Here is a 25,570-nt window from a genome sequence, read left to right as displayed (position 1 = left end):
TTTTTTTCTCTGTTTTTTGTCATATTTCAAAGACGGTTCCCTTTATTCTTGAATCTTGTGAAATAAAGAATATCGGTTTTTTTATCCTTATCCAGCCTCAATACTTCTTTCTGCCAGTCGTATTTGTCATAAACAATATCCTTCAAAGGTTCATTCTGAAAGTTCAAAACCCCGTATTTATTCTGTTTCTTTACGACAAATTCGTTCTCAGAATTTTCAAAGGCAATAATATCGTCATACATAAAAGGAACAATCTCCTTCCCTTCTTCATCTATTATTCCATACATACCACTGCTGTTTCTGCAGACAACAGGTTTCGAGTAGAGATTGAAAATATTGAAAAAATCTGGAAGCTGTTCTTTGATGAAAACAATATCTTTCAATACAGAAGCAGACTTGTCCAATACAGAAAACTGATAATAATTTTCTTGTTTTTTAATGATCAGCCGGTCCGGATAAAAAGCAATAATCCGGGTATTTTCTTCCAGAATATTCTTCAGATCTTTATCCAGGAGCTGTTCTTGTTCTGCTTTTTTAAGGTAAATAAAATCTTTGCCTGAAATGCTGAAATTCTGGATGAAATCATATTCCTGAGGATAAATAATTTCTCCCTGCAGATTAACGATTCCGGTTTTACGTGTCTTATCATTGTAAACACTGAAAAGGTGCCCAAACAATGGGGTCAGGTATTTGAAATCCGCTGGATAAAGCTTCCGGTCTTCCTTACTGAAAATGGTAGCTTTCCCTTTTTTCTCAGATAAATATATTTTTTCTCTCCAAAATATTCCGGGAAGCCTCATCAAAAACCTCCTCAGCAAGAATGTTTTCTTCAGTATCAACAAGGCCGTACTTGCCCGTTGCTTTGTTTTTGGTAATCAGGTAAGGGTAAGCATCTGAATTGTAAACCTGTCTGGAAAATTTGTGCAGGGTTTGCCCATCTTTTCCTATGATTTCGCTTTCATTGGCTTCATTGATGATCAAAGCTCTTCCGTTCTCGAAGTGAAAATCCGATTTAAAACCTCTGTTGCTGACTTGTTTCCCTTCATGGTCATAAAGAAACCACTGCTTATCTTTCAGAACAAAAAAACGGTCTTCCCCTGAAAACTGAATTCTGTCTGAATAAGGGATGATCTGCTTTCCATTATAGTCATAAACCGCTTCTTTTCCTCCTTTTGAAGAAATGATACGTTCATCGCTAAGCCAAGGCGTATTGAATGTCTGTTCATCTAAAGGAAGGAGCTGATTTCCTTTTTCATCAATAACAGTTGATTTTCTTCTGCCGGATTCCTGAGAAGTAAGGATGAACCTGTTTTTAAAGATATGTGAAATGTTGTTCCGGGATTCAAAGGTTATATTTCCCAGTGAGTCTACAATACCTTCTGTTTTTGTTCCGGGATCATATACGGTTCCATATCCTCCTGAATAGGAACCTACTTCCTTTCCGATCTTTTTGGACAAAAGAATCTTGGTATACTGATTGGTCTGGGCCATACACACTGATGAGCACAGTGCAAAAACTAAGTTTTTCAATGGTTTTAAATAGAGTTATTTACAATAAGAACAATCTCTCCTTTTAAAGTTTTACTTTTGGAAAATTCTATTAATTCACCGATTGTTCCGCGTTTGGTTTCTTCAAACTTTTTGGAAATTTCCCTGCTCAGGCTTGCTTTTGTTTCTTCGCCGAAGAATTCTCTGATCTGCTCCAGAGTAGTATTGATCTTATGTGGGCTTTCGTACAAAACAATCGTCTTTTTTTCTTCTGCAAGCTGTTTAAGCTTGGTCTGTCTCCCTTTTTCTGAGGAAGAAACCCTGCAAAAAGAAATTCATTGTTCGGAAGTCCTGAAACCACAAGTGCCGGAATTAAGGCTGTTGCTCCGGGAAGGCAGATCATTTCGATATTGTTATCGGATCCTGCTTTGGCCAGAAGATAGCCCGGATCTGAAATTCCGGGAGTTCCTGCGTCTGTAATAATGGCAATGTTCTGCCCGTTTTTAAGATCACCGATCACTTTTTCGGTGGCCTGATGTTCGTTATGAAGGTGATAGGATTTTAAAGGTTTGGAGATCTCGAAATGCTTTAAAAGTATTCCTGATGTCCTAGTGTCTTCACACAAAATATAATCAACTTCCTTAAGGACTTTTATCGCCCTGAAGGTCATATCTTCTAAGTTCCCGACGGGTGTGGGAACAAAATATAAGATTCCGCTCAAAATTATAAGAATTTATTTTCTACCAATATCCAGAGTCTCTGGGCATATTCATCTACCTTACTCCACTTTCTTTCGTAATAAAGATCGCTGAGATATTCTTTTGCTTCTTCCAGATTTCTAAATCCGTTCAGGCGGGTCACCGTTTCGTTAAGATCCGACTGGCTTCCCCAAACAGCATTTTTGAAAAAGCAATCCTGTCATTCAGATCCAGTCTGAACTCAGGTTTTACCTTATCAGCTTCCATAAAATTGGTAGGAATGTTGGTTTTAAGGATGCTTCCTGTATCTTCCTTTACTTCGGGTACAGGTTTTTCCTTAGGGACCTCTCTTTCAAGAGGATCGTCATCAAAAAGGCTCTGTACTACCTTCAGACCTTTGATGTTGGCGAGTTTTATTTTTTCTCCCGCTGATAAGCATCCAGATCTTCGAAGCTTTCATCGGAAGCATGTTTTTCTTTTTCCGAAAGAGGTTTATCTATTTCAACGATTTTTCTTCTGTCGTACACTTCTGCCAGAATCGTCTCTTCTTTTTCTTCGGAAGGAACGTCATGTTTTATTTCACTCAGAATTCCCTCTACATTGGATGTTTCCGTAAGCATTTCACCCTGGTCAATACCAGCGCTGTTCACCAGGAACTGTTCTTCATTTTCCTCAATCAGGATTTCATCTTCCATCATTTCCGGATCGAATATGCTTGGGATTCTTTCTGCCTGTTCTCTGGCTTTATCTGCAGTTTCTTTATGCGTTGGTTCTTCTTTCAGCAGGTCATCTGAAGCAATTGTTTCATGTGAAACTATCTCTTCATCTTCATCAATTTCATTGAGTTGATTGTTAAAAACCGCCTCTTCTTCTGTCAATTCATTAATAAATAAATCTTCATTCAGATCTTCATCATTATCAGGTTTCGCATCTGCAAGAACTCTTTCTTCGTCTATAAAACTGAAGACTTTTTCACTGGCATTGAAAGTTTCGTTTTCATCAATTTCATTCAGCTGGTTATTGAAAACCGCTTCTTCTTCCGTAATGCTGTTGTGAGGAGTCTTTTCCTGAACAGCCGTTTCCTGACCATAGTTTTCTTCCACAAAACTCACCATGTTTTCATGGAATTCATTTTCTACGATCTCATCGAGCTGATGATTGAATTTTTCCTCTTCATCTGCTGATGTTCCTGAATAATTTTCATTCTCGTTTTCATCAATTTCATTAAATTCATTATTAAAAATGGCCTCTTCTTCCGTCACTTCATGATGAGATTCATGTACATCATCCGAACTTAAAGAAACATGCTGATTCTCTACATTCTGCTGTGGATGATCTGTTATAAAATACTCAATGTTTTTTTCCAGAAGCCTTAAAAAGAGATCCTGTTCGCAAGCTCATCTACAAGATCCTGCTTGGAAAGTAATTCGTCTACATTGTTTATTTTCTCCAAAATATCAATGATATTTTTGGATTCAAAAAAATTTTTTCCTTTAAATCTTGGATGTTCTGCATAATAAGAATCTTATTAAAATTGCTTACTTTTGATCTTAAAAATATACGGCTAATTTAACAAATGTTTTTAGAAAATACAATTAATCATTCCAAACAAAGTGGTTGGATGGAAGTTATTTGTGGCTCTATGTTTTCCGGAAAAACCGAAGAGTTGATCCGGAGATTACGCAGAGCAGAAATGGCAGGACAGAACGTGGAGATTTTTAAACCGAGACTGGATATACGATATTCCGAAGATGACGTTGTTTCTCACAATCAGAACAAAATCCGGAGTACGGCAGTAGATAATCCCAATGAAATTCTCCTCCTGGCTTCCAACTGCGATGTGGTAGGAATAGATGAAGCACAGTTTTTTGATGAAAGCATTGTTGATATTGCCAATCAGCTTGCCAACAGCGGCATAAGAGTAGTGATTGCAGGCCTCGATATGGACTTCCTGGGACGACCGTTCGGGCCCATGCCCAATCTGATGGCGACTGCAGAATATGTTACAAAAGTGCATGCTATTTGCAAGAGAACGGGTAATCTGGCCAATTATTCGATGAGGACTTCACAGGGAAATGATCTGGTAGAGCTTGGCGAAACCGAAAGCTATGAAGCGGTAAGCCGCCGCGTTTTTATAGATGAAGTACTTTCAAAAGAAAATAGCTGTAAAAACAGCAAAATATAAAAGTGGCTATTTAATATAAAAGAAAAGCGAAAAAGCCAGACCGTAAAATACTTAACAAGGAAAACATCCTTTTACTATTTTACCTTTTGACATTCGCTAAAATATAAAGCAGAAGGGGCACCAATGAACTATACAGTAAAACAAATTGCAGAGATCACCAATGCGCAAATCATTGGAGACGGAAACCTGTTGATCAGAAATATAGCATTCGACAGCAGGATTATCTATTCAACGAAAAATACGGCATTTATTGCGATCAATACGCATAAGAATTCCGGTGAAAAATTCATTGAATCTGCAGTGGACCGCGGTATCGATGTAATTATTTCCGAACATCAGGATGCCAGGTTTGAACATGTTACATGGATTATAGTTGACAATTCGATAGATTTTCTTCAAAAACTGGCTCAATATCATTTCGAGCATTCTCACCTGAAATCTATCGGAATTACCGGAAGCAACGGAAAAACCATCTTAAAGGAATGGCTTTACCAATGCCTGTGGAATGAATTCCCTACTGTAAAAAGTCCAAAAAGTTTCAATTCCCAGATCGGCCTTCCGCTTTCCCTGCTGCAGATCAACAACTCTTATGAGCTTGGAATTTTTGAAGTAGGAATTTCAAAGCCTCACGAGATGGAAAAGCTGGAAAGCATATTCCATCCACAAATCGGCCTTCTAACCCATATTGGGAATGCCCATGCAGCCAATTTTCAATCTGAAGATGAACTGATAGACGAAAAAATAAAGCTTTTTAAAGCTTCTGAGGTCATTATTTACAATGGCGATAATTCATTGGTCAGCAAAAAGATAAATGAATTATATTCAACCAAAAAATTAATATCTTACGGTCTTAAGAAAGACAATCAGGTTTTCATTAAAGAAGATGTTTCTAAGGATGAAAAAATAACGGTTGTTTATTTTAACGAAGAGATCTCCTTCCCTGTTCACCAGAGAGATGAAGCCACACTTACCAATGCCCTGGCATTGATTACCGTTTTAAAGGAGCTGAAGATTGATAATCTGAAAATTATTGAAAAGATCAATTCTTTAAAAGCTGTAGAGATGCGTCTGGAAGCTATTGAAGGAATTAAAAATAACATCGTCATCAACGATTCATTTAACCTGGACCTGGATTCCCTGAAAACCGCCCTCCAATTTCTGAATGAATACAATAAACCTAAAAAATCTTTGGTACTGACGGATATTGTCGGGGTAAATTCAAATTCCAAAGAATTGTACGAGGAAGTTTCTGAGCTGGTGAATGACCAGAATTTTGACTCTGTATTCCTGATCGGTGATGAAATATCAAAATTCAGTGAATTATTTAAAGCTAAAACCTCCACTTTTGTCAGTACTCAGGAACTAATTGAAAGTAGAAGACTTACAGAAATTGAAAACCAGATTATTCTCCTCAAAGGAGCAAGGAAATTTGAGATTGAAAAGCTTAAAGATATCCTTGAACTCAGAAAGCATGACACTGTTCTGGAAGTCAACCTGAATGCTATTCTTCACAATATCAACTATCATAAATCCCTGCTGAAGCCGGGAACCAAAATGATGGCCATGGTAAAAGCAAATGCTTATGGATTAGGAAGCTATGAGATTTCTGAATTCCTGCAGCATCACCATATTGATTATTTTGGGGTTGCTTATGCTGATGAAGGTGTAGAACTTCGTAAAAAAGGGATCACCACTCCTATTGTGGTTATGAACCCTGAACAGCACAGCTACGAAGCCATTATTGAATATAACCTGGAACCGGAAATTTACAGTTTCAGGGTTTTGGAATTATTCTACGAAGCAGTACAGAAATCCGGCTATGATAAAAAATACCCTATTCACATTAAACTGGAGACCGGCATGCACCGTCTTGGTTTTAAAGATTTTGAATTGGATCAACTAAGCGAAACTTTAAGCCATAAAAACGTAAAAGTTCAGAGTCTATTCAGTCATTTATCATCTTCTGATATGCCTGAGGAGAAGGAATTTACCTACAACCAATTGGAAGTCTTCGAAAAAATTCCTCTTACCTGATTGAAAAGCTGGGCTACACTCCTATCCGCCATATTCTTAATTCCTCAGGAATAACAAGCTACACGGACCACCAGTATGACATGGTACGAATAGGGATCGGAATGCTTGGAGAATCACCGGATAGTGAAATACAAAAACAGCTTCAGTCTGTAGTAAGTTTTAAAACCGTAATTTCACAGATCTCAACAGTTGACACTGGAGAGTCTGTAGGGTACAGCAGAAAATATAAGCCTGATCATGCCACTAAGATTGCCACTATTCCTGTAGGATATGCAGACGGAATCCCAAGACTGATCGGGAACCAGATGGGAAATGTAGGCGTCCACAAAATACTGGCTCCTATAGTCGGAAATATCTGTATGGATATGATGATGATCAATGTAGACCAGATCCCTAATGTAAAGGAAGGTGACACCGTTACCGTTTTTAATGCAAAACCAAGTTTAAAAGAATTCGCAGGCTACTGCAAAACTATAACCTATGAAGTGTTAACCTCCATTTCGCCGCGGGTGAAACGGATTTATATAAAAGACTAGTTATGAGAAAACTCCTGATCCTTCTCTTCGTATTTCAACTTCTTATGATCCATTCCCAGGTGAAAAAGGATCTGGTCATACCAAAAAATCCAAAAATAGGTCTTTCACTTGCGGGTGGCGGTGCCAAAGGATTTTCACATGTCGGAGTACTGAAAGTGTTAGATTCGTTGGGAGTAAAGGTCGATTACATCTCCGGGACCAGTATGGGGGCCATCGTAGGTGGGTTATATGCTTCAGGATATTCTGGGAAAGAAATAGAAAAAATTGTAATGGATACGGATTTCTATTCTCTTATCATGGATCCGAAATCCAGGCAGGAATCTTCTTTCTTCAATAAATCCGTAGATAAATACCTTCTATCTATTCCGTTAAAGAACGGAAAAATATCCCTTCCCTCCTCCATAAGCTCCGGCCAGAGAAATGTATATCTTCTGAAGGAACTTTTCAAAAACGTTTCGAATATTGATGATTTCTCCAAATTACCCATCCCTTTCATGTGTGTTGCCACCAATCTGGAAAGCGGGAATATGGAGATTTTCGAAAAAGGAGATCTTGTACAGTCCATCATGGCGAGTTCAGCATTTCCATCGCTTATGGATCCCGTTAAAATTGGCGACAGTATTTACATAGATGGAGCTATGACGGTTAATTATCCTTCGAAGCCATTAAAGGACAAAGGAATCGATATCGTGATTGGTGTGGACCTTAACCAGGATCTATCGAAAAGAGAGGATTTAAACAACATTATTTCAATTCTGAACCAGGTTATTGATTTCGGAATCAAAAGAGATACGAAAAGGCAGTACAAATACACAGATATTAATATCAAGCCAGACTTGAAAGGCATGACCGCAACAAGTTATGATGAGAAGAAAAAATTCTTGACAGCGGGTATGCGGAAGGAAAAAATATGCTGAGATACTTGATCAGCTTCCAAAGCGCCAGTTTGACCGCCTCAGGGAGCGCGTAAATCCAATATATTCCAATGTATACAAGATTGACAGCATTTCCCTGGATGGGGGCCGTATTTACGGTAAAAACTATGTTCTGGGAAAAATGGGTCTCCGCCTCCCTTCCATGCAGACCTACGGCTCTATTAACAAAAAAATAGATAAACTGGTTGCCACCAATAACTACCGTTTTATCAATTATGACATCATCCCGGAAAATGATGCCAATTATCTGAAACTATACGTTACCGAAGATGAAGCCCGCCATTTCCTGAAAGTAGGACTGCATTATGATGAAGTATTCAAGACCGGTCTCCTTATGAATTATTCGGGAAAACGTCTTTTATTTAAGAATTCAAATCTTTCACTGGATGTGGTGGTAGGCGATAAACCAAGATATTATCTGAATTACTTTATAGACAACGGATACATTCCGGGCTTCGGTATTTATTCTTCCGGAATGAGCTTTGACCTGAAAAACGTGGACAATAATATTGTTGATAAATGGGAATGGTTCAGGAATGAAGCTTTTATACAGTCTGTATGGAAAGATAAATTTGCCATCGGGGGCGGGATCAGTCACGATTATTTCGGAGCAGAGATAAATGGCGAGCATGAAAGATATATGAGGTTTTTAAATCCTTATGTCTTCCTGAAAAGCGATACCCAGAATGATAAAGATTTCCCTTCCAGAGGTATTTACATCAATGCTGAAGGAAAAGTAGTCGACCTTTTGAAATCTGAAGTGGAGAAGAGAATTATCCAGGTTAAAGCCGATATAAGGCTAAATGTTCCAATTTCCAAGCAGTTTTCCTACCGTCTTAACCTTTACGGAGGAATTACAATTGGTGACAATCTGTCGGAATTTTACCAATACAGACTTGGAGGAATTTTTGAACAGAATATAATCAACTTCAAGAGTTTCGGAGGGTTTTATTTTGCACAGCTTAATACCAACAATGTCATCCTTATCTCCAATGATATTCAGTTTAAATTCAACAAAAACTATTTCCTGAGTGGAAATTTCAGCTTTGCTAACCTTTCGGACGATATCAACTTCGAAGATACAGTTAAAGTAAATTATAGCTCAGTAGGACTTACGGCTGGATACAAATCTCCGTTCGGGCAGATCAAAATTAATTTTAGCCATTCACTTAAAAACAATCAAAAAGGCATATTCAGTGTTATTTTAGGACACTGGTTTTAATACAATGATACAATTCTTTTACGAAAACTTAGAAGAATCTGTGAGTACAGATTACAAAAAATGGCTGGAAGATATTATTCTTTCAGAAGAAAAAAACCGGGTGAAATCAATTATATTTTCTGCGATGATGAATATTTGCTGAAGATTAATCAGGATTATTTGCAGCATGATTACTATACCGATATCATCACTTTCGATTATGTAAAAGGCAAAACAATAAGCGGAGAGATTTTCGTATCTTTGCAGCGAATTTCGGACAACGCTTCTACCCTTTCCAGAGATTACGAGGAAGAACTAAAAAGAGTCCTCGCCCATGGAATCCTTCACCTGGCAGGATACAAGGATAAGACGGAAGAAGAAGAGAAAGAGATGCGAAGAATGGAAGATTTATATCTGGCTAAGTTTAAGGAAACAAATCCTTAATAAATTGAAGAATTACTTAAAGAACAATCCGTAAAGCATTCAATTATAGCTAGTATAAAAGCTCATCTGGAGCGCATTCTTCAAAAATGTTTCACGTGAAACATTCATGGAAAATAGTAAAAAAATAAGAGCTTTAAATAAGCAATATAAAAATGATTTCAGAAATATACGACGTAATTGTAGTAGGTGCCGGACATGCAGGATGTGAAGCTGCAGCCGCGGCTGCGAACCTAGGTTCAAAGACCCTGCTTATTACAATGAATATGCAGACCATCGGGCAGATGAGCTGCAACCCGGCCATGGGAGGAATCGCAAAAGGACAGATCGTAAGAGAGATTGATGCTATGGGAGGATACTCCGGAATTGTAGCCGATAAATCTGCCATCCAGTTCAAAATGCTGAACCTTTCAAAAGGTCCCGCAATGTGGTCTCCAAGAACGCAAAATGACAGAATGCTTTTTGCAGAAGAATGGAGATTGGCATTAGAAAATACACCTAATCTTGATTTTTTCCAGGATATGGTGAAACAGCTTATTGTAGAAAATAATAAGGTAACCGGAGTTATTACTTCTTTGGGAATTGAAATAAAAGCTAAATCTGTAGTTCTTACCAACGGAACTTTCTTAAATGGTTTGATCCATGTTGGAGATAAGCAATTAGGCGGAGGAAGAATGGGCGAACCCAGAGCTTTCGGAATTACAGAGCAGCTTGTAAGTTTAGGTTTTGAAGCCGGAAGAATGAAAACAGGAACCCCTCCCCGAGTGGACGGAAGAAGCCTTGATTATTCCAAAATGGAAGAACAGAAAGGAGATGAAAATCCTCAAAAGTTCAGCTATATGGATACGCCTAAATTAACAAAACAATTAAGCTGTCATATCGTTTATACCAACGAAACGGTACATGATATTTTACGTGAAGGTTTCGATAGGAGCCCTATGTTTAATGGAACCATTCAAAGTTTAGGGCCAAGATACTGCCCAAGTATTGAAGATAAGATCAATCGTTTTGCAGAAAGAACGAGACACCAGCTTTTTGTAGAACCGGAAGGTTGGAAAACCGTTGAAATCTATGTAAACGGATTCAGCTCGTCACTTCCGGAGGATGTACAAATAAAAGCAATGAAGCAGATTCCAGGATTTGAAAACGTAAAAGTTTTCCGTCCGGGCTATGCTATTGAATATGACTACTTCCCTCCTACCCAGTTAAAGCATACCTTAGAAACCAAATTGATTGGCAATTTATATTTTGCAGGCCAGATCAATGGTACTACAGGATATGAAGAAGCAGCAGGACAGGGTTTAATTGCAGGTATCAACGCTCACAATAAAGTACACGAAAAAGAAGATTTTATTCTAAACAGGGATGAAGCTTATATTGGCGTACTGATTGATGATCTTATCACGAAAGGAACGGAAGAACCTTACAGAATGTTTACTTCCCGTGCAGAATACAGGCTTTTACTGAGACAGGATAATGCTGATATCAGGCTTACTAAAAAGGCATTTGACTTAGGACTTGCAAAAGAAGACAGATTAAGAAAAGTTGAAACCAAAGTATCTAAAAGTCAGGAACTTGAAGAGTTTTTACGAGAAACTTCTTTAAAACCAGGCATCATCAATCCTATTCTTGAAAAATCGGAAAGCAATCCTGTAGACCAGGCTTATAAAGCTGCACAATTCCTAACCAGACCTAATATTACTTTAGAAAAACTGGATGAAATTGATACCATTAAAGAATTCTCTTCCCAATATGATGAAGAGGTAAGAGAACAGGCAGAAATCAATATCAAATATAAAGGCTATATTGAAAAGGAAAAAGAAAATGTTGCCAAGCTTAACCGCCTGGAAAATATAAAAATTCCTGAAGACTTTGATTATAAAAGCCTTTCAAGCCTTTCTTCCGAAGCAAAACAGAAAATGTCCAATGTAAGACCGAAAACTATTGCACAGGCAGGCAGAATCAGTGGTGTTTCTCCGGCTGATATAAACGTTTTACTGGTCTATTTAGGACGTTAAATAAAAAATGTTTCACGTGAAACATTTCTAAATTAAAAGCAAAAATAAGGGTGTTTATGGATTTATAATCTAAATGCCCTTGTTTTAAAATATCAAGATATCATTTCATGAGAATAAAAGATCATTTTCTTTCACAGGAAATATTTGAAATTAAAGAAACGGAAACAAAAGGAGTTTTTAAGACCTCCCCTATTCCATCCAATATTTCCAGATATTACGAAAGCGAAGATTATATTTCCCATCACCAGGATTCAGGAAGCTTAAAAGAAAAGCTTTATAAATTTCTGCAGTCTTTTAATCTTCAGTACAAAAGAAATATTCTTGCAGACAGAATTAAAAAAGGATCAAAAGTTCTGGATTATGGTTGCGGTGCCGGAGAATTTGTGAAGTATATAGAAAACGATTTTGAAACCTTTGGTTTTGAACCTGATGCAGATGCCAGAAAAGCTGCGCTCAGTAAAATATCCAAAGCTACAATACTTGATAATATTCAAACCATTCCCGACAACAGTTTGGATGCCATCACATTATGGCATGTATTTGAACATATAGAAAACCAGGATGAAATGATGGAAATATTTCACGGGAAATTGAAAGAGAAAGGCCTGTTGATTATTGCTGTTCCCAACCCCACTTCTTATGATGCAAAACATTACAAAGAATATTGGGCAGCGTATGATGTACCAAGACATATTTATCATTTCTCCAAAAACGGTATGGAAAATTTAATTTCCAAAAAACCGAATTGGAAAATGAGAAAAATCAAACCTTTGGTCCTGGACTCATTTTATATTTCGATGTTGAGCGAAAAGTACAAAAAATCACCCCTATTTTGGCTAAAAGCGGTCATCTACGGAACGATTTCTAACGTAAAGGCGCTTTTTTCGAGCGAATTTTCAAGTTTGATATACATTATCGAAAAAAAGTAGAAAATCGATTTTTGAGCCATTTCTGAAGGTCAATTTTCACCCATTTAAGCATAAAAAATAAAAATCCGGAGAATTTTCCGGATTTTATTTTTTAATACAATTCATAACATCGTGGAATTTTAAAACTAAAAACTCCCCTACTCCAAATATTTAACTTTAAAAAATATACATATTGAGATTTATAAAACTGAGGGGGAAAAAATTAAAGTCAAAAAAACTTAAGAAGATAATCTCTTCGATTGAAAAAATTAAAATTAAGTTTGATACTGACCAGTAGAGAAATTGAAATTTCTAAATTTTCCTTTTCTACTTAAAAATTATATTTTGTTAAAAATTACAGATATCCACATCTTTTTAACAAAAACGGAAAATAGTAGGTGATTTTCTGAAATCATGACTTTATTGCAAAATTTCATATCAAACATAAAAATTAGATGCATAAATAAAAAAGACCGTCACTTGGACGGTCTTCTATAGAGATAGAATATTTTAAATTATTTATTAATCGCAGCAACTCCCGGAAGCTCCAGTCCTTCCAGACTTTCAAGCATCGCACCGCCACCTGTAGAAACATAGCTCACTTTATCATCATAACCGAACTGCTTCACAAAAGCAACACTGTCTCCTCCTCCTACTAAAGAGAAAGCTCCCAGTTTTGTAGCTTCAGCGATACTGTCACCAAGAGCAACAGTTCCACCTGCAAAGTTTGACATTTCAAAAACCCCGATCGGGCCATTCCAAAGAATTGTTCTTGAATTTAAAAGAACATCATTGAACTGATCTCTTGATTTATTGCCGGCATCAAGCCCCATCCATCCTTCAGGAATTGCATAAATATCTACTTCTTTCATTTCAGCATCATTATTGAAGGCTTCCGCAATAATTACATCAGAAGGAAGATATACTTTTACTTTATTCTCTTTAGCTTTTCCTAAAATCTCAAGAGCCAAAGGAAGCTTATCCTCTTCTACTAAAGAGTTTCCTATCTTTCCTCCTAAAGCTTTGATAAATGTGAATGCCATACCTCCTCCGATAATCAGATTATCAATAGCCGGTAGTATATTTTCTATAATGGTAATTTTAGTTGAAACCTTAGATCCTCCAAGTATGGCAGTTACAGGCTTTTCTCCCTTCTTCAATACTTTTTCAATCGCCTCCAGCTCTTTAGCCATCAGTAAACCGAAAAATTTAGTTGACTTAAAATACTGGGCAATAACTGCTGTAGAAGCATGCGCTCTGTGAGCTGTACCGAATGCATCATTTACATACGCATCTCCAAGTTTGGCAAGCTTCCCGGCAAATTCTTCATCTCCTTTCTCTTCTTCATTATGAAAACGAAGGTTCTCCAATAATAAGATTTCTCCCGGCTGAAGCTCAGAAGCAGCCTTTTCAGCCTTGTCTCCGATACATTCATCCACAAACTTAACTTCATGCCCAAGAACAGTTGAAACTTCATCTACGATATGCTTAAGAGAAAATTCATCCTTCACCTCACCTTTCGGTCTTCCAAGATGCGTCATAAGAATGACAGAACCTCCGTCATTAAGAATTTTCTCAACCGTAGGTTTTACAGCTGCTATTCTTGTATTGTCTGTCACCTTCAGCTGATCGTCCTGCGGAACATTGAAATCCACTCTTACCAGAGCCTTCTTATCTTTAAAATTGAAATCATTGATTGTTTTCATAAATATCTTTGAATTTTCTTTTTCACAAATGTAAGCTTTTAAACATTTTCAACGGAACCATTAAAACAAAAGTTTTGGAAAACTTTCCCCAACCCCAATCATCCATTAATCAACAATTTTTTTCTCTTTAAAAAAGAAATAATGTAGTTGTTGTTGAGTATTGTTAGTTTCGGGGATAAGTTTTACTGAAATATTTGATAACAAATAGTTTTTATTCAATTCATATTTAATTCACATTATAATCTCTTGTAAATCTGCTTTTTCACATACTTATTCACATCTGTTAGTAACTTCCCCGCGAAACCATTATTAGTAATTTTATTCTGGAAAAACTTCGGATTGTGTGAAGAAAACATTTTTGAAATTGTGATTAAATTTTTCAATTACATTTTCCATTACGAAATAAATTCATCTTTAAAAATAGAAAGTTGAGAAAAGTTTTCCACAGTTACTCACACCGCTTTTCACAATTTACTCCCGAACAATTCACAGACTTTGTTATTATTCTTACCTTTGTATTGAAATAAAATCTAAAAAGACCTAATAAGAGTATTATGAAAAGAAAAATAGCTATTGCTGCAGACCATGCGGGCTATGAATACAAGGAGATTGTTAAGAACTATCTCTCAGAAAAGTTTGATGTTCAGGATTTTGGCACGTTTTCCACAGACAGTGTGGATTATCCGGACTTTGTACACCCTGCTGCAACTTCGGTTGAAAACGGGGAGAATGAATTGGGAATTTTATTCTGCGGAAGCGGAAACGGAGTTCAGATCACAGCAAACAAACACCAGAAGATCAGATGTGCCCTTTGCTGGATGCCGGAGATTGCAGTGCTGGCGAGACAGCATAATGATGCAAATATGATCTCTATCCCGGCCAGATTTATCTCTAAAGAGCTGGCGATAGAAATTGCAGACAAATTTCTTTCCACGGACTTTGAAGGGGAAGACACCAGAACAGAGTTGATAAAATTGCTGTTTGCTAAAAATATAAAGGCCTGTAATTTGATTTACAGGCCTTATTTATTATTTATTTTGTATATTTGTACCAGCTAATAGAGAATTACCACTCTATTATTTCCATACAGGGCCTGCATATTAAAAGATATTTAATCAAAGGTTTTTCTCCCCTCTTCTCCATATTTGTAGTAATTTTATACAGATTAAAGTTTCCTTTATAAATAAATTGGAAGGAAAATTGATGCTGTATAATTAATAAGAAATGAATCTTATTTTCATACAGTGCCGATAAATAGTTGATAAATGCAGACAGAAAAATAATAGCTGCAAAATAAAATAAAGATGTAATATTCATTCTGAGAGGATTTCCGGAAACTGAATTTAGATAGTATAAGGTAATACAATAAAATTCCGGATAAAATATTCCTTAGGAAATAAGGATTTTAAAACTCTTAAATTCCAACCAGATTATTACAGTTAATAACAATTAAATAACATTAAGAAAATGCCAAGAAAAGGTAAATATATAAGCCATAAAAACGAACAGAAACTCATAGAGATCGGAAGACAGATCCTGCGTTTCATGAATACCAATTCGTCAAAGATCTATAACTATAAACAGATCGCAGACGGAATAGATTATAAAAATCCACGACAGAGAGAGCAGGTAATCCAGGCTCTTCATAAGCTTCAGGGGTCTGAGAAGATCAAAGAAGTGGAAAAAGGAAAATATATCGTCAACCTGAAGATCGCAGGAACTTTAACAGGTATCATCGATTTCAATCAGTCCGGTAACGCCTACGTAAGTGTAGAAGGCGTGGAAGATGATATTTTTATTCACTCCAAAAATGTAAAAGATGCATTACAGGGTGATAAAGTTCTGATCATCACTTATCATTTCAAAGGAAAAAAACTGGAAGGCTCCGTTCTGGAAGTTCTGGAGAGAGCAAGAACTGAGTTTGTAGGAACATTCCAGCTCGTTGCCCATAAAGATTTTGGATTCGTGGTTTGTGATAAAAAAACGATCAATACAGATATTTTTATTCCGAGAACAAAATTCGGAGGAGCTGAAAACGGTGATAAAGTCATCGTTAAAATGACAGAATGGAAACCAGGAGATAAAAATCCGGAAGGAGAAATTATCCAGGTCCTTGGAGCCCCGGGCGAGCACGAAACAGAGATCCACTCTATTCTTGCAGAATACGGACTACCTTACGAATTCCCAGAGGAAGTGGAACTGGATGCCGATAAAATAGATCGCAGAATTACAGATGAGGAAGTAGCAAAACGTTGGGATATGCGTGATATATGTACATTCACCATCGACCCTAAAGATGCGAAAGACTTTGATGATGCGCTTTCGATCAGAAAACTGGAAAACGGATTCTGGGAGATCGGTGTTCACATTGCAGACGTTTCCCATTACGTGGTTCCCGGGACTATCCTGGATGATGAAGCCTACAACAGGGCAACTTCGGTTTATCTTGTAGACCGCGTGGTTCCGATGCTTCCGGAAGTTTTAAGTAATGACGTATGTTCCCTGCGTCCGAATGAAGATAAATATACTTTCTCAGCAGTTTTCCAGCTGAATGATAAAGCGGAAATCCAGAAACAGTGGTTCGGAAGAACGGTGATCCATTCAGACAGAAGGTTCACCTATGAAGAGGCCCAGGAACGTATAGAGACAGGAGAAGGAGATCTTGCAGAAGAAATCAATACACTGGACAGGCTGGCGAAAATTATGCGTGACCAGCGTATTAAAAACGGAGCCATTACATTCGACAGAAGCGAAGTAAGATTCAATCTGGATGAAAACAGTGAGCCTGTAGGGGTTTACTTTAAAATAAGCAAGGATTCCAATCACCTGATCGAAGAATTCATGCTGCTGGCCAATAAAAAGGTGTCCGAATTTGTATCATTAACCCATAAAGGCGGTGTTACAAATAATACCTTTATATACAGGGTGCATGATGATCCGGATCCTGCAAAACTGGAAGCATTGAGAGATTTTGTATCTACTTTCGGTTATAAAATGAACCTTGACAATACCAAAAAAGTTGCAGAATCATTGAATAACCTTCTTCATGATGTGAAAGGGAAAGGCGAAGAAAATATGATCGAAACCCTGGCAATGAGAAGTATGAGCAAAGCGGTATATTCTACAGAACCTATCGGCCACTACGGTTTAGGTTTTGAATACTACAGCCACTTCACCTCTCCTATCAGACGTTATCCCGACCTTCTTGCCCACCGTTTGCTGCAGCATTACCTGGATGGAGGAAAATCTCCAAGCAAAGGAGAACTTGAAGAGAAGGCCAAACACTGCAGTGCGATGGAAAGACTGGCTGCCGATGCAGAGAGAGATTCTATTAAGTTTATGCAGGTGAAGTTTATGGAAAAACATCTTGGAGAAACCTTCAGTGGTGTCATCTCCGGTGTTGCGGAATTCGGTTTCTGGGTTGAAATCCCTGAAAACGGTGCCGAAGGACTCATCAAATTAAGAGATCTTGTAGACGATTCCTATTCTTATGACGCTAAAACCCATGCAGTATATGGAAACAGAACCGGTAAAAAATATCAGCTGGGCGATGAAGTGAGGATCAAAGTAGTAAAAGCAAACCTTATTCAGAAACAGTTGGACTTTAAGATTGTTGATTAATTAAATCATAAAGTCTAACTTTGTATAAATGGGATGAATTTTTTTTCATTTTAAAATACTATTGAATGTTTGAACTTGTACTTTCTGCCATTGTCTTAGGATTTATGCTGAGCCTGGTTTTTATAGGACCTATTTTTTTCCTTTTAATTGAAACCAGCTTCACCAGAGGACCCAGACATGCTCTGGCACTGGATCTTGGTGTCATTACGGCGGATTTGTTATGCATCGTTGCTGCCTATTATGCAAGCGCGGACATTGTTACTTTGATAGATAAGCATCCCGGATTTTACAGGATCACTTCCATACTTATTTTCGTGTACGGGATCGTTATGATGGTCACCAAGACCAAAATGCATATGCCCGGGGAAGAAAAAATCATTGGCCAGAACTATTTTAAAACGTTTTTCAATGGTTTTTTCTTTAATCTTTTAAATGTAGGGGTGATACTTTTCTGGCTGGTTACGGTAATCTCCGTAAGAAACCAGTATCCTGATACCAGCAGCTTTATTTTGTACATAAGCATCGTTATCGGAACGTACTTGTGTATTGATCTTGCTAAAATATTCCTTGCGAAACAATTTCACGATAAACTTACCCAGAAACTTGCCAACCAGATCAGAAGAATCGTTGGCGGGATTCTTATTGTTTTCAGTTTCTTTATTTTCCTGCAGAGCTTTAAGAAATTTAATCAGTTCGACAGGCGATTGGAAGAAGCTGAGAAAAAAGAAATAAAGTATCAAAAAACAGAATGAAAAAAATAATATTTCCCAAACCTCTTAAAAAAGGAGCCAGAATAGCCGTTATTTCCCCTGCCGGAGCAGTAGATGCCGCTCAGCTTGAAAAAGGGATAGAAATGATTAAAAACAGAGGGTTTGAGCCTGTTCTTGGTGAACATCTTTACACTAAATTTTCAAACGGATATAATTATGCAGGCACAGAAAGTGAAAGGCTGAGCGATATCAACCAGGCTTTCAATGATGACAGCATTTCTGCAGTCTGGGCTTCCAGAGGTGGTTACGGATGCCAGCATCTGGTTCAGCATTTGAAACTTAAAAAATTCACAGAAAATCCGAAATGGTACATCGGCTACTCAGATAATACCGTTATTCAAAGTTATTTATTGAATAAAGGATTTGCATCAATCCATGGGCAAACCATCAAAACATCCAGTTTTGGAGTTACTGATGAGAGTTACGATATGATCTTTGATGTATTAAAAGGCAAAATGCCTAAATATGCCTTAAAATCTCATGAATTGAATAAGCAGGGGAATATTGAAGGCGAACTGGTCGGAGGCAATTTAGCCCTGATCTATGCCCTTTTGGGAACCAAATATTCTTTTGATTTCAGGGATAAAATTTTATTCATTGAAGATATTGGTGAAAATTTCTATGCTCTGGACAGAATGATCATGAGCCTGGAGCTTGCCGGTGTTTTCGGGAAAATAAAAGGACTTATCATTGGCGGGATGACCAATATGGGCGACGAAAAAGAAAATAAAAGCTATGAGGAAAGCTTCGATGAATTCGCTTACAAATTGATTTCAGAAAGAATCTCAAAATATAAATTCCCGGTTGTTTTCGGCTTTCCGAACGGGCATATTAAAGACAACAGACCTCTGATTATCGGAGGAAATGTGAAAGTACAGGTTAAGGATAAGGTGAAGATTGAGTTTTAAAATCAGAAGAATTATATGAAGTTTACTGAGAATTTTGAGCCTGTAAAAATGACTCCGAATCTTGTAAAAAGCATGCTGTATATTATTTTTTTGGCTACAGTATTATCATATTTTCTCTTTTTTGATAAAAGATTAAAACTTGAGTATACCGAGACATGTCCCTGTAATACTGAATACGCTCTTTCCCAGTATGATCAAAGAGGAAATATTTGGGAAGGAAAAAAATACGCTGGTGATCCTGATCTTAAAACATTTAAAATCAAAAATAGAATGGGCTTTACAATCAGCAAGCTTGAAAATATTGATTTTTATAAAATAGATGATACCATCTTCACACCCTCAGAAAAAAATAAATTCGATTTATCAAAACGTTTTTACTGGGATTGTAAAAGTAAAGAGGTCTGGATATCAAAAAACTATAAATTATCTTTTAAATAATGGCAACTCACAATGACTTTGGGAAGCAGGCAGAAGATGTAGCAGCAGAATACTTGCAGAAAAACGGCTACAAAATCCTTGTGAGAAATTTCCGGTTTCAGAAAGCTGAAATTGATATTATTGCTGAAAAAGATAACCTGATCATTATTGCAGAAGTGAAAGCCCGTTCTACAGATGCTTTTATGTTGCCTCAGGAAGCTGTAACCAAAACAAAGATCAAATCTATAGTGGCTGCGGCCAATCATTATCTGGAAAAATTTAATAAAGATCAAGAAGTGAGGTTTGATATTATTTCTGTTCTGCCTGATGAAAAGAAAAACTTAATTATTGAACATATAACGGATGCTTTCGAAGCATTTGATGCTAATTGAATATTAATAAATCAAACCGTTAATCAAAATTTATATATGCCATTTGTAAGAATTAGTTTGCCCAAAACACTGAGTCTGGAAGAGAAAAACCAAATTTCTATTTCTATTCATCAGTCTTTAATTAAAGAGTTTAATATCCCTGTTGATGATTACTTTCATGTTATTGAAGAATTAGATTCACATCAGATTAAATTTCCTCAGAATTATCTTGGAGTTTCACATACAGAGACAATTATTTACATTCAGATTATTGCAGGAAAAGGAAGGGACCTGGAAAAGAAGAGAAGGTTATATTCTTCTATTGCAGAAGAAATATCAAAATCTACTTCAGTCACAAAAAACAATATTGTTATTGTGTTACTTGAAAACAATATTCAGGAAGACTGGTCATTCGGAAATGGAGAAATACAGGAATCTAAACATTTGTTACCAACTAATAAAGGATAGTATTCTGGAAAAATGTAGCAGATTATCAATTGTTGTACTGCTATGTTATTAGATTGGTACATTAAAATTTACATTTTTTATGAAAACAATACTCATCACCGGAGCCACTTCCGGAATAGGAAAATCTACAGCAGAGCTTCTTGCCAGACAAGGCAACAGAATTATTATCTGCGGGAGAAGAAATGAAGTTTTAGAATCTTTGAAAACCGAATTTTCTCAATATACCGAAATATTTAGTTTAAAGTTTGATGTAAGAAATCTTGAAGAAGTTGAGAAAGCTATAAATTCCCTGCCTGAAGAGTGGAAAAATATCGATGTTCTAATCAATAATGCAGGCAATGCCCATGGTTTGGAACCTCTTTCTTCCGGAAACACAGATGATTGGGATTCCATGATAGACGGTAATGTAAAAGGTCTCCTATATGTGTCCAAAATGATTATCCCATCAATGAAAAGCCGTAATTCCGGACATATTGTAAACATTAGTTCAGTGGCGGCAAGACAAACTTATGCGAACGGTACAGTGTACTGTGCAACTAAAAAAGCAGTTGATGTAATTTCTGAAGGAATGCGTCTGGAACTTACTGAATTCGGGATCAAAGTAACCAATATTCAGCCAGGTGCTGTAGAAACAGATTTTTCGCTTGTAAGATTCAAAGGTGACAGCGAGAGAGCTGCTACCGTATATGCCGGTTATGAAGCCTTAAAAGCGGAAGATATTGCAGACGCTATCGCTTACTGTATCAACGCCCCAAAACATGTGATGGTTTCAGATATGACTATTTATCCGAGTGCCCAGAGCGAACCGAGAACCATTTACAGAAAATAGTCTCAAAATAAACGCATAAATTTGCAGAAGATCCGGAGGTCATCCAGTCTTCCGTAATTTCGACATTAGCTTAAAATAAAAGAGATGAAAATTCTATATCTGGAAACCTCTTCCAAAAACTGTTCTGTAGCTGTTTCAGATGATGAAAAGCTCCTGTGCCTTTGTGAGGAAGTTTCCGAAAACTATAAACAATCCGAAAGCCTCCATACTTATGTAGAATGGGCTTTGGAAGGTGCAGGCATCGCAATGAAAGATATTGAAGCCGTATCCTTGGGAAAAGGGCCTGGTTCTTATACAGGATTAAGAATCGGAGCTGCTTCTGCAAAAGGATTCTGCTACGGACTTAAAGTGCCCTTAATTGCTGTAAATTCTTTAGAAACGATGATAGAGCCTTTTTTAGGCAAAAACTATGATTATATAGTGCCATTAATCGATGCAAGGAGAATGGAGGTATATACGGCCGTTTATGACGGCGTGACGGGACAGGAACTTTCGCCGACCGAGGCTAAGATTTTAGATGAAGCTTCTTTCCAGGAGTTTAAAGATAAAAAAGTGATCTTTGTAGGAGACGGCGCAAAGAAAGCAAAAGATATCCTGGATCTTCCTGATGCGGAATTTAAAGATGATGCTTATCCTTCTTCTCAGTTTCTTATCAAAAAGACCATAGAAAAGATCAGCCGGAAAGAATTTGAAGATATTGCCTATTTTGAACCTTTTTATCTCAAGGATTTCCATGGAGTAAAGAAAAAGAATTCATCAGATTCTAATTGACTTTAAAAAATAGACTAAAAAAGCGAAGACTTAATCTTCGCTTTTTTTATTTTAATGAGGCATTTCAGGAATTGCATCAGGATTATTTTCCTTACTCTTATCCTTCTTTAGCTTCTGTTTAGGTTTTTTAGGGTCAGTATTGGCATCCTGTATAAATTGCTGAAGCTGGGCATTCTTATCATTTCCAGCTGGATTTACTGGAATACCATTATTCATATTCTGGGTAGGCTGTGCAGGCATTTCCGGCTGCTGGGAAATAGAATTCCCTTTATTATCGGTCGCCTGGAAAGAAAGCTCACTTTTCAGATAATTCAGCATTTCTTTCGCCCTTATGCCTTCAGGGGTTTTGGAATAATTCAGTGCGATCTGTTCAAGCTGCAGGATCATCACCTCTTTTCCGCTTGTTTTTCCGGTGTTGAATGCATTCAGCAGCTGGAACTTCGGAACAAGGGCGTCTTTAGGATATTTCTGGATCGTCTGATCAATCACATCCCGGCTTTCTGTAAACTTTTCAGATTCATAAAGGGCATAAGCTTTTTTGTATTCGTTCTCAACATCTTCTGATGATTTTACAAATGAATTGTTCTTAGGATTTCTTGCAAATTCTGCGTAAGAAGTATAAGGATAGTCTTTTAAAAGGATCTGTTTTGCCTTTTCTGCGGCCTGTGGATTCTTTTGGTAGTTCATCGCAAATATTTCATACAAGGCCTGAAGCATTACTTTTTCTTCCGGTTTCACATCAACAAGATCATAGAGCGTTTTCGTTGCCAAAGGAGTATTGGTAAAGTAATTCTGGTACATCACGCCCAGTCCTAAAGAAGCAGTATCTCTATCCTTTTTAAGCTGCCCCAGTTTTTCCTGATCTGTCGGGATCTGTTCAATATAGTAAGTAGGCTCAAAACGTCTTGGATTAGGCGCTGAAGTCACTCCCAGAGCTTCGTTTTTCATATCTTCAATGGTAGCCATTTTTTTAGAATAACGCCAGTTATCAGCTAATGCACGGTCTCCCCAGATCTGCTTAAATGAAGAACTTCCCTTGCTTACTGTTCCCGTATTACTGAAATAAAAACCTTTGGTAGTTACCCCAAAATCTTCAAACGAATTGGCATTGTTGGCAAATATTGAATTGGCATTGTAATCCCCGGTATCAAAGCCTTTGTTCCTTTCTGCACGTCTTCTCTCCTGCTCTTCCTTTTCTTCTTTGACTTTAAGTTTGGCAATATATTTTGAGAAAAAGTCTGTTTTCTGGGCATCGCTCATCTTTGCCAATGCAAGAATACTGTCATTCTTCTTGATCAGATAATAATTTTTAGAGATCTTCTTGATATATTCCGACTGGTCTTTTAAAAGGACTTTGGAAGGCTCGTAAGTCATTACCGTAAGGGCAGAATCGTAGTATGTTCCGGCTCCTATGTAATCATTTTTTTCAAGATAGCTCTTCCCTATTTCATAATAGGTAAGGCCTCTCACCTGCGGATCAGACACTTTCTCAAACAATGATTTTTTAAAGAATTCCTGCGCTTCATCCTTTTTTCCGGCTTTATTAGCCATTAAGCCTAAAGCATAGTAAAATTCATTCTTTCTTGAGCCGTAAGTTCCTTTTTTACTGATTCCTTCAAGATAATTTTTAGCACCATTATAGTCACCTTTTCCATTGAAAGTTTTAGCGATTGCAATCTGGGATTTTACTTCAAACTCAAAATCATTGGCATATTTATAAGCTTGTGTATAGCTTTCACGGGCCTTATCATTCTGGCCCAGGTTTTCAGCAACCTGCCCTCTCAGGTAAGCAATTCTGCTTTTCAGTTTTCTGTCGGAATTCAGCTCAAAAGCCCTGTCAAGCTCCACTACGGCTTCATTTAATTTCCCTGCATCCAGAAGAGCCTCAGAATGGTAAATGCTCAACAGTTTTGCATAGCTCTTATTGATATCCTCTCCTTGCAGTTTGGCAAAAGTTTCATTGGCTTTATGATAATCCTTGATCTGTGCATACGCTACACCCTGATAAATTCTTGCCAGCGGAAGCCTTTTATCATCCTTCATATGGGTAAAAACATAGTTCAGGGCATCCAGTGCCTGTACAGCTTTATTCTGATAAATCCTGGACTGTACGAGGATCATATAGGCATCAAAAATCTTCTTATTTTTTTCTTCACCGCTTCTGATAACGGAGTATTTATTGATGGCTTTTTGAGCTTTTGCTTCAGCAATTTCTAAAGTGGTTGCCCCTTTATTCTGAAGCTCATCAGGCATTGCCGGAGTTGCATTTCCTTTTGCGTTCGGCATTGAAGGAGGCATTCCCGGTGCTCCCCTTTCAGAACCCCGGTTGATTTCACCCATTTTCATGGAATTTTCCGCAAATGCTTCAGACTGGCCAAGATCACTTCCCAAAGGCTGATCCTCGAACGTAAGAATAGGAATATAAGGAGCATAAAAATTATCTTTATGTCCCTTATCTCTGCTCGTAAATTCACTGTTTAACGCGTCTTTCGCATTAAAAAGGGTATTATAGTAAGTGTTGAATCCTTTTAAAAATTTGGATCGCTGTTCCGGCTTTTTCGTCTTGGTAGCACAGGAAGCAACGATACACATGATTAAAAGGAATAATATATTCTTTTTCATTATTCAATATAACTCTCTTATCTGCTTTTTATTATGAGCAGTTGATGATTTTGTAAAAATAACAAAATTTTGTAATGAATAATATTTATATTTCTTTCAAAATTTTATAAACCAAATGGGTAGGAAGTCCCATAATCGTATAGAAGCTTCCGTTCATCCTGCTGATTTTTGCCATTCCCAGCCATTCCTGGATGCCATAGCTGCCTGCTTTGTCGAAAGGCTTATAATTTTGAATGTAATATTCTATTTCATCATCCGTCATTTCATCCAGTTCTACATCCGCCACATCAGTTTCAGTAATTGTTTTACTATCGGATTTTATAGTAATTCCGGTATATACCTGATGGGTCTTACCTGACAGCAAACGAAGCATCTGTTGAGCTTCATGCTCATCTTTTGGCTTTCCGAGGATCTGGTCTTCTACGGCAACTACGGTATCGGCAGTTATCAGGACTTCATCCGCTGTTAATTCCCTGAAAGCCTTTGCTTTTAGTTCTGACAGATAAGCTGCAGCTTCTTTTATTTTAATGCCTTCCGGAAGAATTTCCTCACAGTCTATTTTTACCACTTCAAAATCAAAGCCTAGGCTCGAAAGCAGTTCTTTTCTTCTCGGTGACTGGGATGCTAAAAGTAATTTCATAAG

General features: G+C 37.2%; 20 protein-coding genes and 4 pseudogenes. 16 read left to right on the top strand and 8 right to left on the bottom strand.

Going from position 1 to position 25,570, the window contains the following annotated elements:
• Positions 1–26: 26 nt before the first annotated feature.
• From N4G44_RS01935 to N4G44_RS01915, 5 genes and pseudogenes are all read right to left on the bottom strand, one after another.
• On the bottom strand, positions 27–818 hold the full coding sequence (locus N4G44_RS01935) for a WG repeat-containing protein (protein ID WP_474924391.1): 792 nt from the start codon (positions 816–818) through the stop codon (positions 27–29).
• On the bottom strand, positions 754–1,530 hold the full coding sequence (locus N4G44_RS01930; RefSeq protein ID WP_474924390.1) for a hypothetical protein: 777 nt from the start codon (positions 1,528–1,530) through the stop codon (positions 754–756). The genes N4G44_RS01935 and N4G44_RS01930 overlap by 65 nt, the downstream gene beginning before the upstream one ends.
• A 5-nt stretch (positions 1,531–1,535) precedes the next feature.
• A pseudogene (rsmI, locus tag N4G44_RS01925) lies at positions 1,536–2,209 on the bottom strand (16S rRNA (cytidine(1402)-2'-O)-methyltransferase).
• A 2-nt stretch (positions 2,210–2,211) separates the two neighbouring features.
• Positions 2,212–2,349, bottom strand: a complete 138-nt coding sequence (locus N4G44_RS01920) for a hypothetical protein (RefSeq protein ID WP_474924389.1) — start codon at positions 2,347–2,349, stop codon at positions 2,212–2,214.
• A 250-nt stretch (positions 2,350–2,599) separates the two neighbouring features.
• Complete coding sequence (locus tag N4G44_RS01915) at positions 2,600–3,448, bottom strand: hypothetical protein (protein ID WP_474924388.1); 849 nt, start codon at positions 3,446–3,448, stop codon at positions 2,600–2,602.
• 314 nt (positions 3,449–3,762) lie between these two features.
• On the opposite strand from N4G44_RS01915, the gene N4G44_RS01910 reads away from it, so the two are divergent.
• The 7 genes and pseudogenes from N4G44_RS01910 to N4G44_RS01880 all read left to right on the top strand — a co-directional run bounded on the left by N4G44_RS01910 (position 3,763) and on the right by N4G44_RS01880 (position 12,465).
• The gene (locus tag N4G44_RS01910; RefSeq protein ID WP_474924387.1) at positions 3,763–4,371 is read left to right on the top strand and encodes a thymidine kinase; all 609 of its coding nucleotides are present in this window, start codon (positions 3,763–3,765) and stop codon (positions 4,369–4,371) included.
• Positions 4,372–4,494: 123 nt separating this feature from the next.
• A pseudogene (locus N4G44_RS01905) lies at positions 4,495–6,941 on the top strand (bifunctional UDP-N-acetylmuramoyl-tripeptide:D-alanyl-D-alanine ligase/alanine racemase).
• Positions 6,942–6,943: 2 nt separating this feature from the next.
• Positions 6,944–7,858, top strand: a complete 915-nt coding sequence (locus N4G44_RS01900) for a patatin-like phospholipase family protein (protein ID WP_474924386.1) — start codon at positions 6,944–6,946, stop codon at positions 7,856–7,858.
• 139 nt (positions 7,859–7,997) lie between these two features.
• The gene (locus N4G44_RS01895; protein WP_474924385.1) at positions 7,998–9,098 is read left to right on the top strand and encodes a hypothetical protein; all 1,101 of its coding nucleotides are present in this window, start codon (positions 7,998–8,000) and stop codon (positions 9,096–9,098) included.
• A gap of 4 nt (positions 9,099–9,102) precedes the next feature.
• A pseudogene (ybeY, locus tag N4G44_RS01890) lies at positions 9,103–9,521 on the top strand (rRNA maturation RNase YbeY).
• Positions 9,522–9,673: 152 nt separating this feature from the next.
• Positions 9,674–11,536 (top strand): tRNA uridine-5-carboxymethylaminomethyl(34) synthesis enzyme MnmG, encoded by a 1,863-nt coding sequence (gene mnmG, locus N4G44_RS01885; protein WP_474924384.1) that lies wholly within the window; start codon positions 9,674–9,676, stop codon positions 11,534–11,536.
• A 107-nt stretch (positions 11,537–11,643) separates the two neighbouring features.
• Complete coding sequence (locus N4G44_RS01880; RefSeq protein WP_474924383.1) at positions 11,644–12,465, top strand: class I SAM-dependent methyltransferase; 822 nt, start codon at positions 11,644–11,646, stop codon at positions 12,463–12,465.
• 494 nt (positions 12,466–12,959) lie between these two features.
• Here N4G44_RS01880 and N4G44_RS01875 read toward each other — a convergent pair whose 3' ends face one another.
• Positions 12,960–14,150, bottom strand: coding sequence for a phosphoglycerate kinase (locus N4G44_RS01875; RefSeq protein WP_474924382.1), 1,191 nt, complete (start codon positions 14,148–14,150; stop codon positions 12,960–12,962).
• 554 nt (positions 14,151–14,704) lie between these two features.
• On the opposite strand from N4G44_RS01875, the pseudogene rpiB reads away from it, so the two are divergent.
• The 9 genes and pseudogenes from rpiB to tsaB all read left to right on the top strand — a co-directional run bounded on the left by rpiB (position 14,705) and on the right by tsaB (position 22,305).
• Positions 14,705–15,138, top strand: a pseudogene (gene rpiB / locus N4G44_RS01870) (ribose 5-phosphate isomerase B).
• 479 nt (positions 15,139–15,617) lie between these two features.
• Positions 15,618–17,771: a ribonuclease R gene (gene rnr, locus N4G44_RS01865; protein ID WP_474924381.1), complete on the top strand. Its 2,154-nt coding sequence runs from the start codon at positions 15,618–15,620 to the stop codon at positions 17,769–17,771.
• 65 nt (positions 17,772–17,836) lie between these two features.
• Positions 17,837–18,523, top strand: a complete 687-nt coding sequence (locus tag N4G44_RS01860) for a LysE family translocator (protein WP_040992974.1) — start codon at positions 17,837–17,839, stop codon at positions 18,521–18,523.
• On the top strand, positions 18,520–19,449 hold the full coding sequence (locus N4G44_RS01855) for a S66 peptidase family protein (RefSeq protein WP_474924380.1): 930 nt from the start codon (positions 18,520–18,522) through the stop codon (positions 19,447–19,449). Before N4G44_RS01860 ends, N4G44_RS01855 begins: the two co-directional genes overlap by 4 nt.
• A 48-nt stretch (positions 19,450–19,497) precedes the next feature.
• A complete protein-coding gene (locus N4G44_RS01850) occupies positions 19,498–19,887 on the top strand; it encodes a hypothetical protein (protein WP_474924379.1) in 390 nt (129 codons plus the stop codon).
• A complete protein-coding gene (locus N4G44_RS01845; RefSeq protein WP_073062430.1) occupies positions 19,887–20,258 on the top strand; it encodes a YraN family protein in 372 nt (123 codons plus the stop codon). Before N4G44_RS01850 ends, N4G44_RS01845 begins: the two co-directional genes overlap by 1 nt.
• 36 nt (positions 20,259–20,294) lie before the next feature.
• Complete coding sequence (locus N4G44_RS01840; protein ID WP_474924378.1) at positions 20,295–20,705, top strand: tautomerase family protein; 411 nt, start codon at positions 20,295–20,297, stop codon at positions 20,703–20,705.
• 79 nt (positions 20,706–20,784) lie between these two features.
• Complete coding sequence (locus tag N4G44_RS01835; protein WP_474924377.1) at positions 20,785–21,534, top strand: SDR family NAD(P)-dependent oxidoreductase; 750 nt, start codon at positions 20,785–20,787, stop codon at positions 21,532–21,534.
• Positions 21,535–21,618: 84 nt separating this feature from the next.
• Positions 21,619–22,305, top strand: a complete 687-nt coding sequence (gene tsaB, locus N4G44_RS01830; RefSeq protein WP_474924376.1) for a tRNA (adenosine(37)-N6)-threonylcarbamoyltransferase complex dimerization subunit type 1 TsaB — start codon at positions 21,619–21,621, stop codon at positions 22,303–22,305.
• Between the two features lie 51 nt (positions 22,306–22,356).
• Here the strand turns inward: tsaB and porW are convergent, their stop codons facing one another.
• Complete coding sequence (gene porW, locus N4G44_RS01825; RefSeq protein WP_474924375.1) at positions 22,357–24,927, bottom strand: type IX secretion system periplasmic lipoprotein PorW/SprE; 2,571 nt, start codon at positions 24,925–24,927, stop codon at positions 22,357–22,359.
• A gap of 85 nt (positions 24,928–25,012) precedes the next feature.
• Positions 25,013–25,567, bottom strand: a complete 555-nt coding sequence (locus N4G44_RS01820) for a Maf family protein (protein ID WP_474924374.1) — start codon at positions 25,565–25,567, stop codon at positions 25,013–25,015.
• Positions 25,568–25,570 lie beyond the last annotated feature (3 nt).

It is taken from the genome of Chryseobacterium sp. GTID13 (genome assembly GCF_056172655.1).
The sequence above is the reverse complement of the archived record's forward strand: the minus strand, read 5'-3'. Positions and strand labels throughout refer to the sequence as shown.

Coding starts and splice junctions, on each gene's coding strand:
- N4G44_RS01910 (WP_474924387.1), top strand. CDS start 3,763: ATGTTTTTAGAAAATACAATTAATCATTCCAAACAAAGTGGTTGGATG.
- N4G44_RS01850 (WP_474924379.1), top strand. CDS start 19,498: ATGACTCCGAATCTTGTAAAAAGCATGCTGTATATTATTTTTTTGGCT.
- N4G44_RS01895 (WP_474924385.1), top strand. CDS start 7,998: ATGGGTCTCCGCCTCCCTTCCATGCAGACCTACGGCTCTATTAACAAA.
- N4G44_RS01820 (WP_474924374.1), bottom strand. CDS start 25,567: ATGAAATTACTTTTAGCATCCCAGTCACCGAGAAGAAAAGAACTGCTT.
- N4G44_RS01875 (WP_474924382.1), bottom strand. CDS start 14,150: ATGAAAACAATCAATGATTTCAATTTTAAAGATAAGAAGGCTCTGGTA.
- mnmG (WP_474924384.1), top strand. CDS start 9,674: ATGATTTCAGAAATATACGACGTAATTGTAGTAGGTGCCGGACATGCA.
- N4G44_RS01845 (WP_073062430.1), top strand. CDS start 19,887: ATGGCAACTCACAATGACTTTGGGAAGCAGGCAGAAGATGTAGCAGCA.
- N4G44_RS01880 (WP_474924383.1), top strand. CDS start 11,644: ATGAGAATAAAAGATCATTTTCTTTCACAGGAAATATTTGAAATTAAA.
- N4G44_RS01855 (WP_474924380.1), top strand. CDS start 18,520: ATGAAAAAAATAATATTTCCCAAACCTCTTAAAAAAGGAGCCAGAATA.
- N4G44_RS01900 (WP_474924386.1), top strand. CDS start 6,944: ATGAGAAAACTCCTGATCCTTCTCTTCGTATTTCAACTTCTTATGATC.
- N4G44_RS01840 (WP_474924378.1), top strand. CDS start 20,295: ATGCCATTTGTAAGAATTAGTTTGCCCAAAACACTGAGTCTGGAAGAG.
- porW (WP_474924375.1), bottom strand. CDS start 24,927: ATGAAAAAGAATATATTATTCCTTTTAATCATGTGTATCGTTGCTTCC.
- rnr (WP_474924381.1), top strand. CDS start 15,618: ATGCCAAGAAAAGGTAAATATATAAGCCATAAAAACGAACAGAAACTC.
- tsaB (WP_474924376.1), top strand. CDS start 21,619: ATGAAAATTCTATATCTGGAAACCTCTTCCAAAAACTGTTCTGTAGCT.
- N4G44_RS01860 (WP_040992974.1), top strand. CDS start 17,837: ATGTTTGAACTTGTACTTTCTGCCATTGTCTTAGGATTTATGCTGAGC.
- N4G44_RS01835 (WP_474924377.1), top strand. CDS start 20,785: ATGAAAACAATACTCATCACCGGAGCCACTTCCGGAATAGGAAAATCT.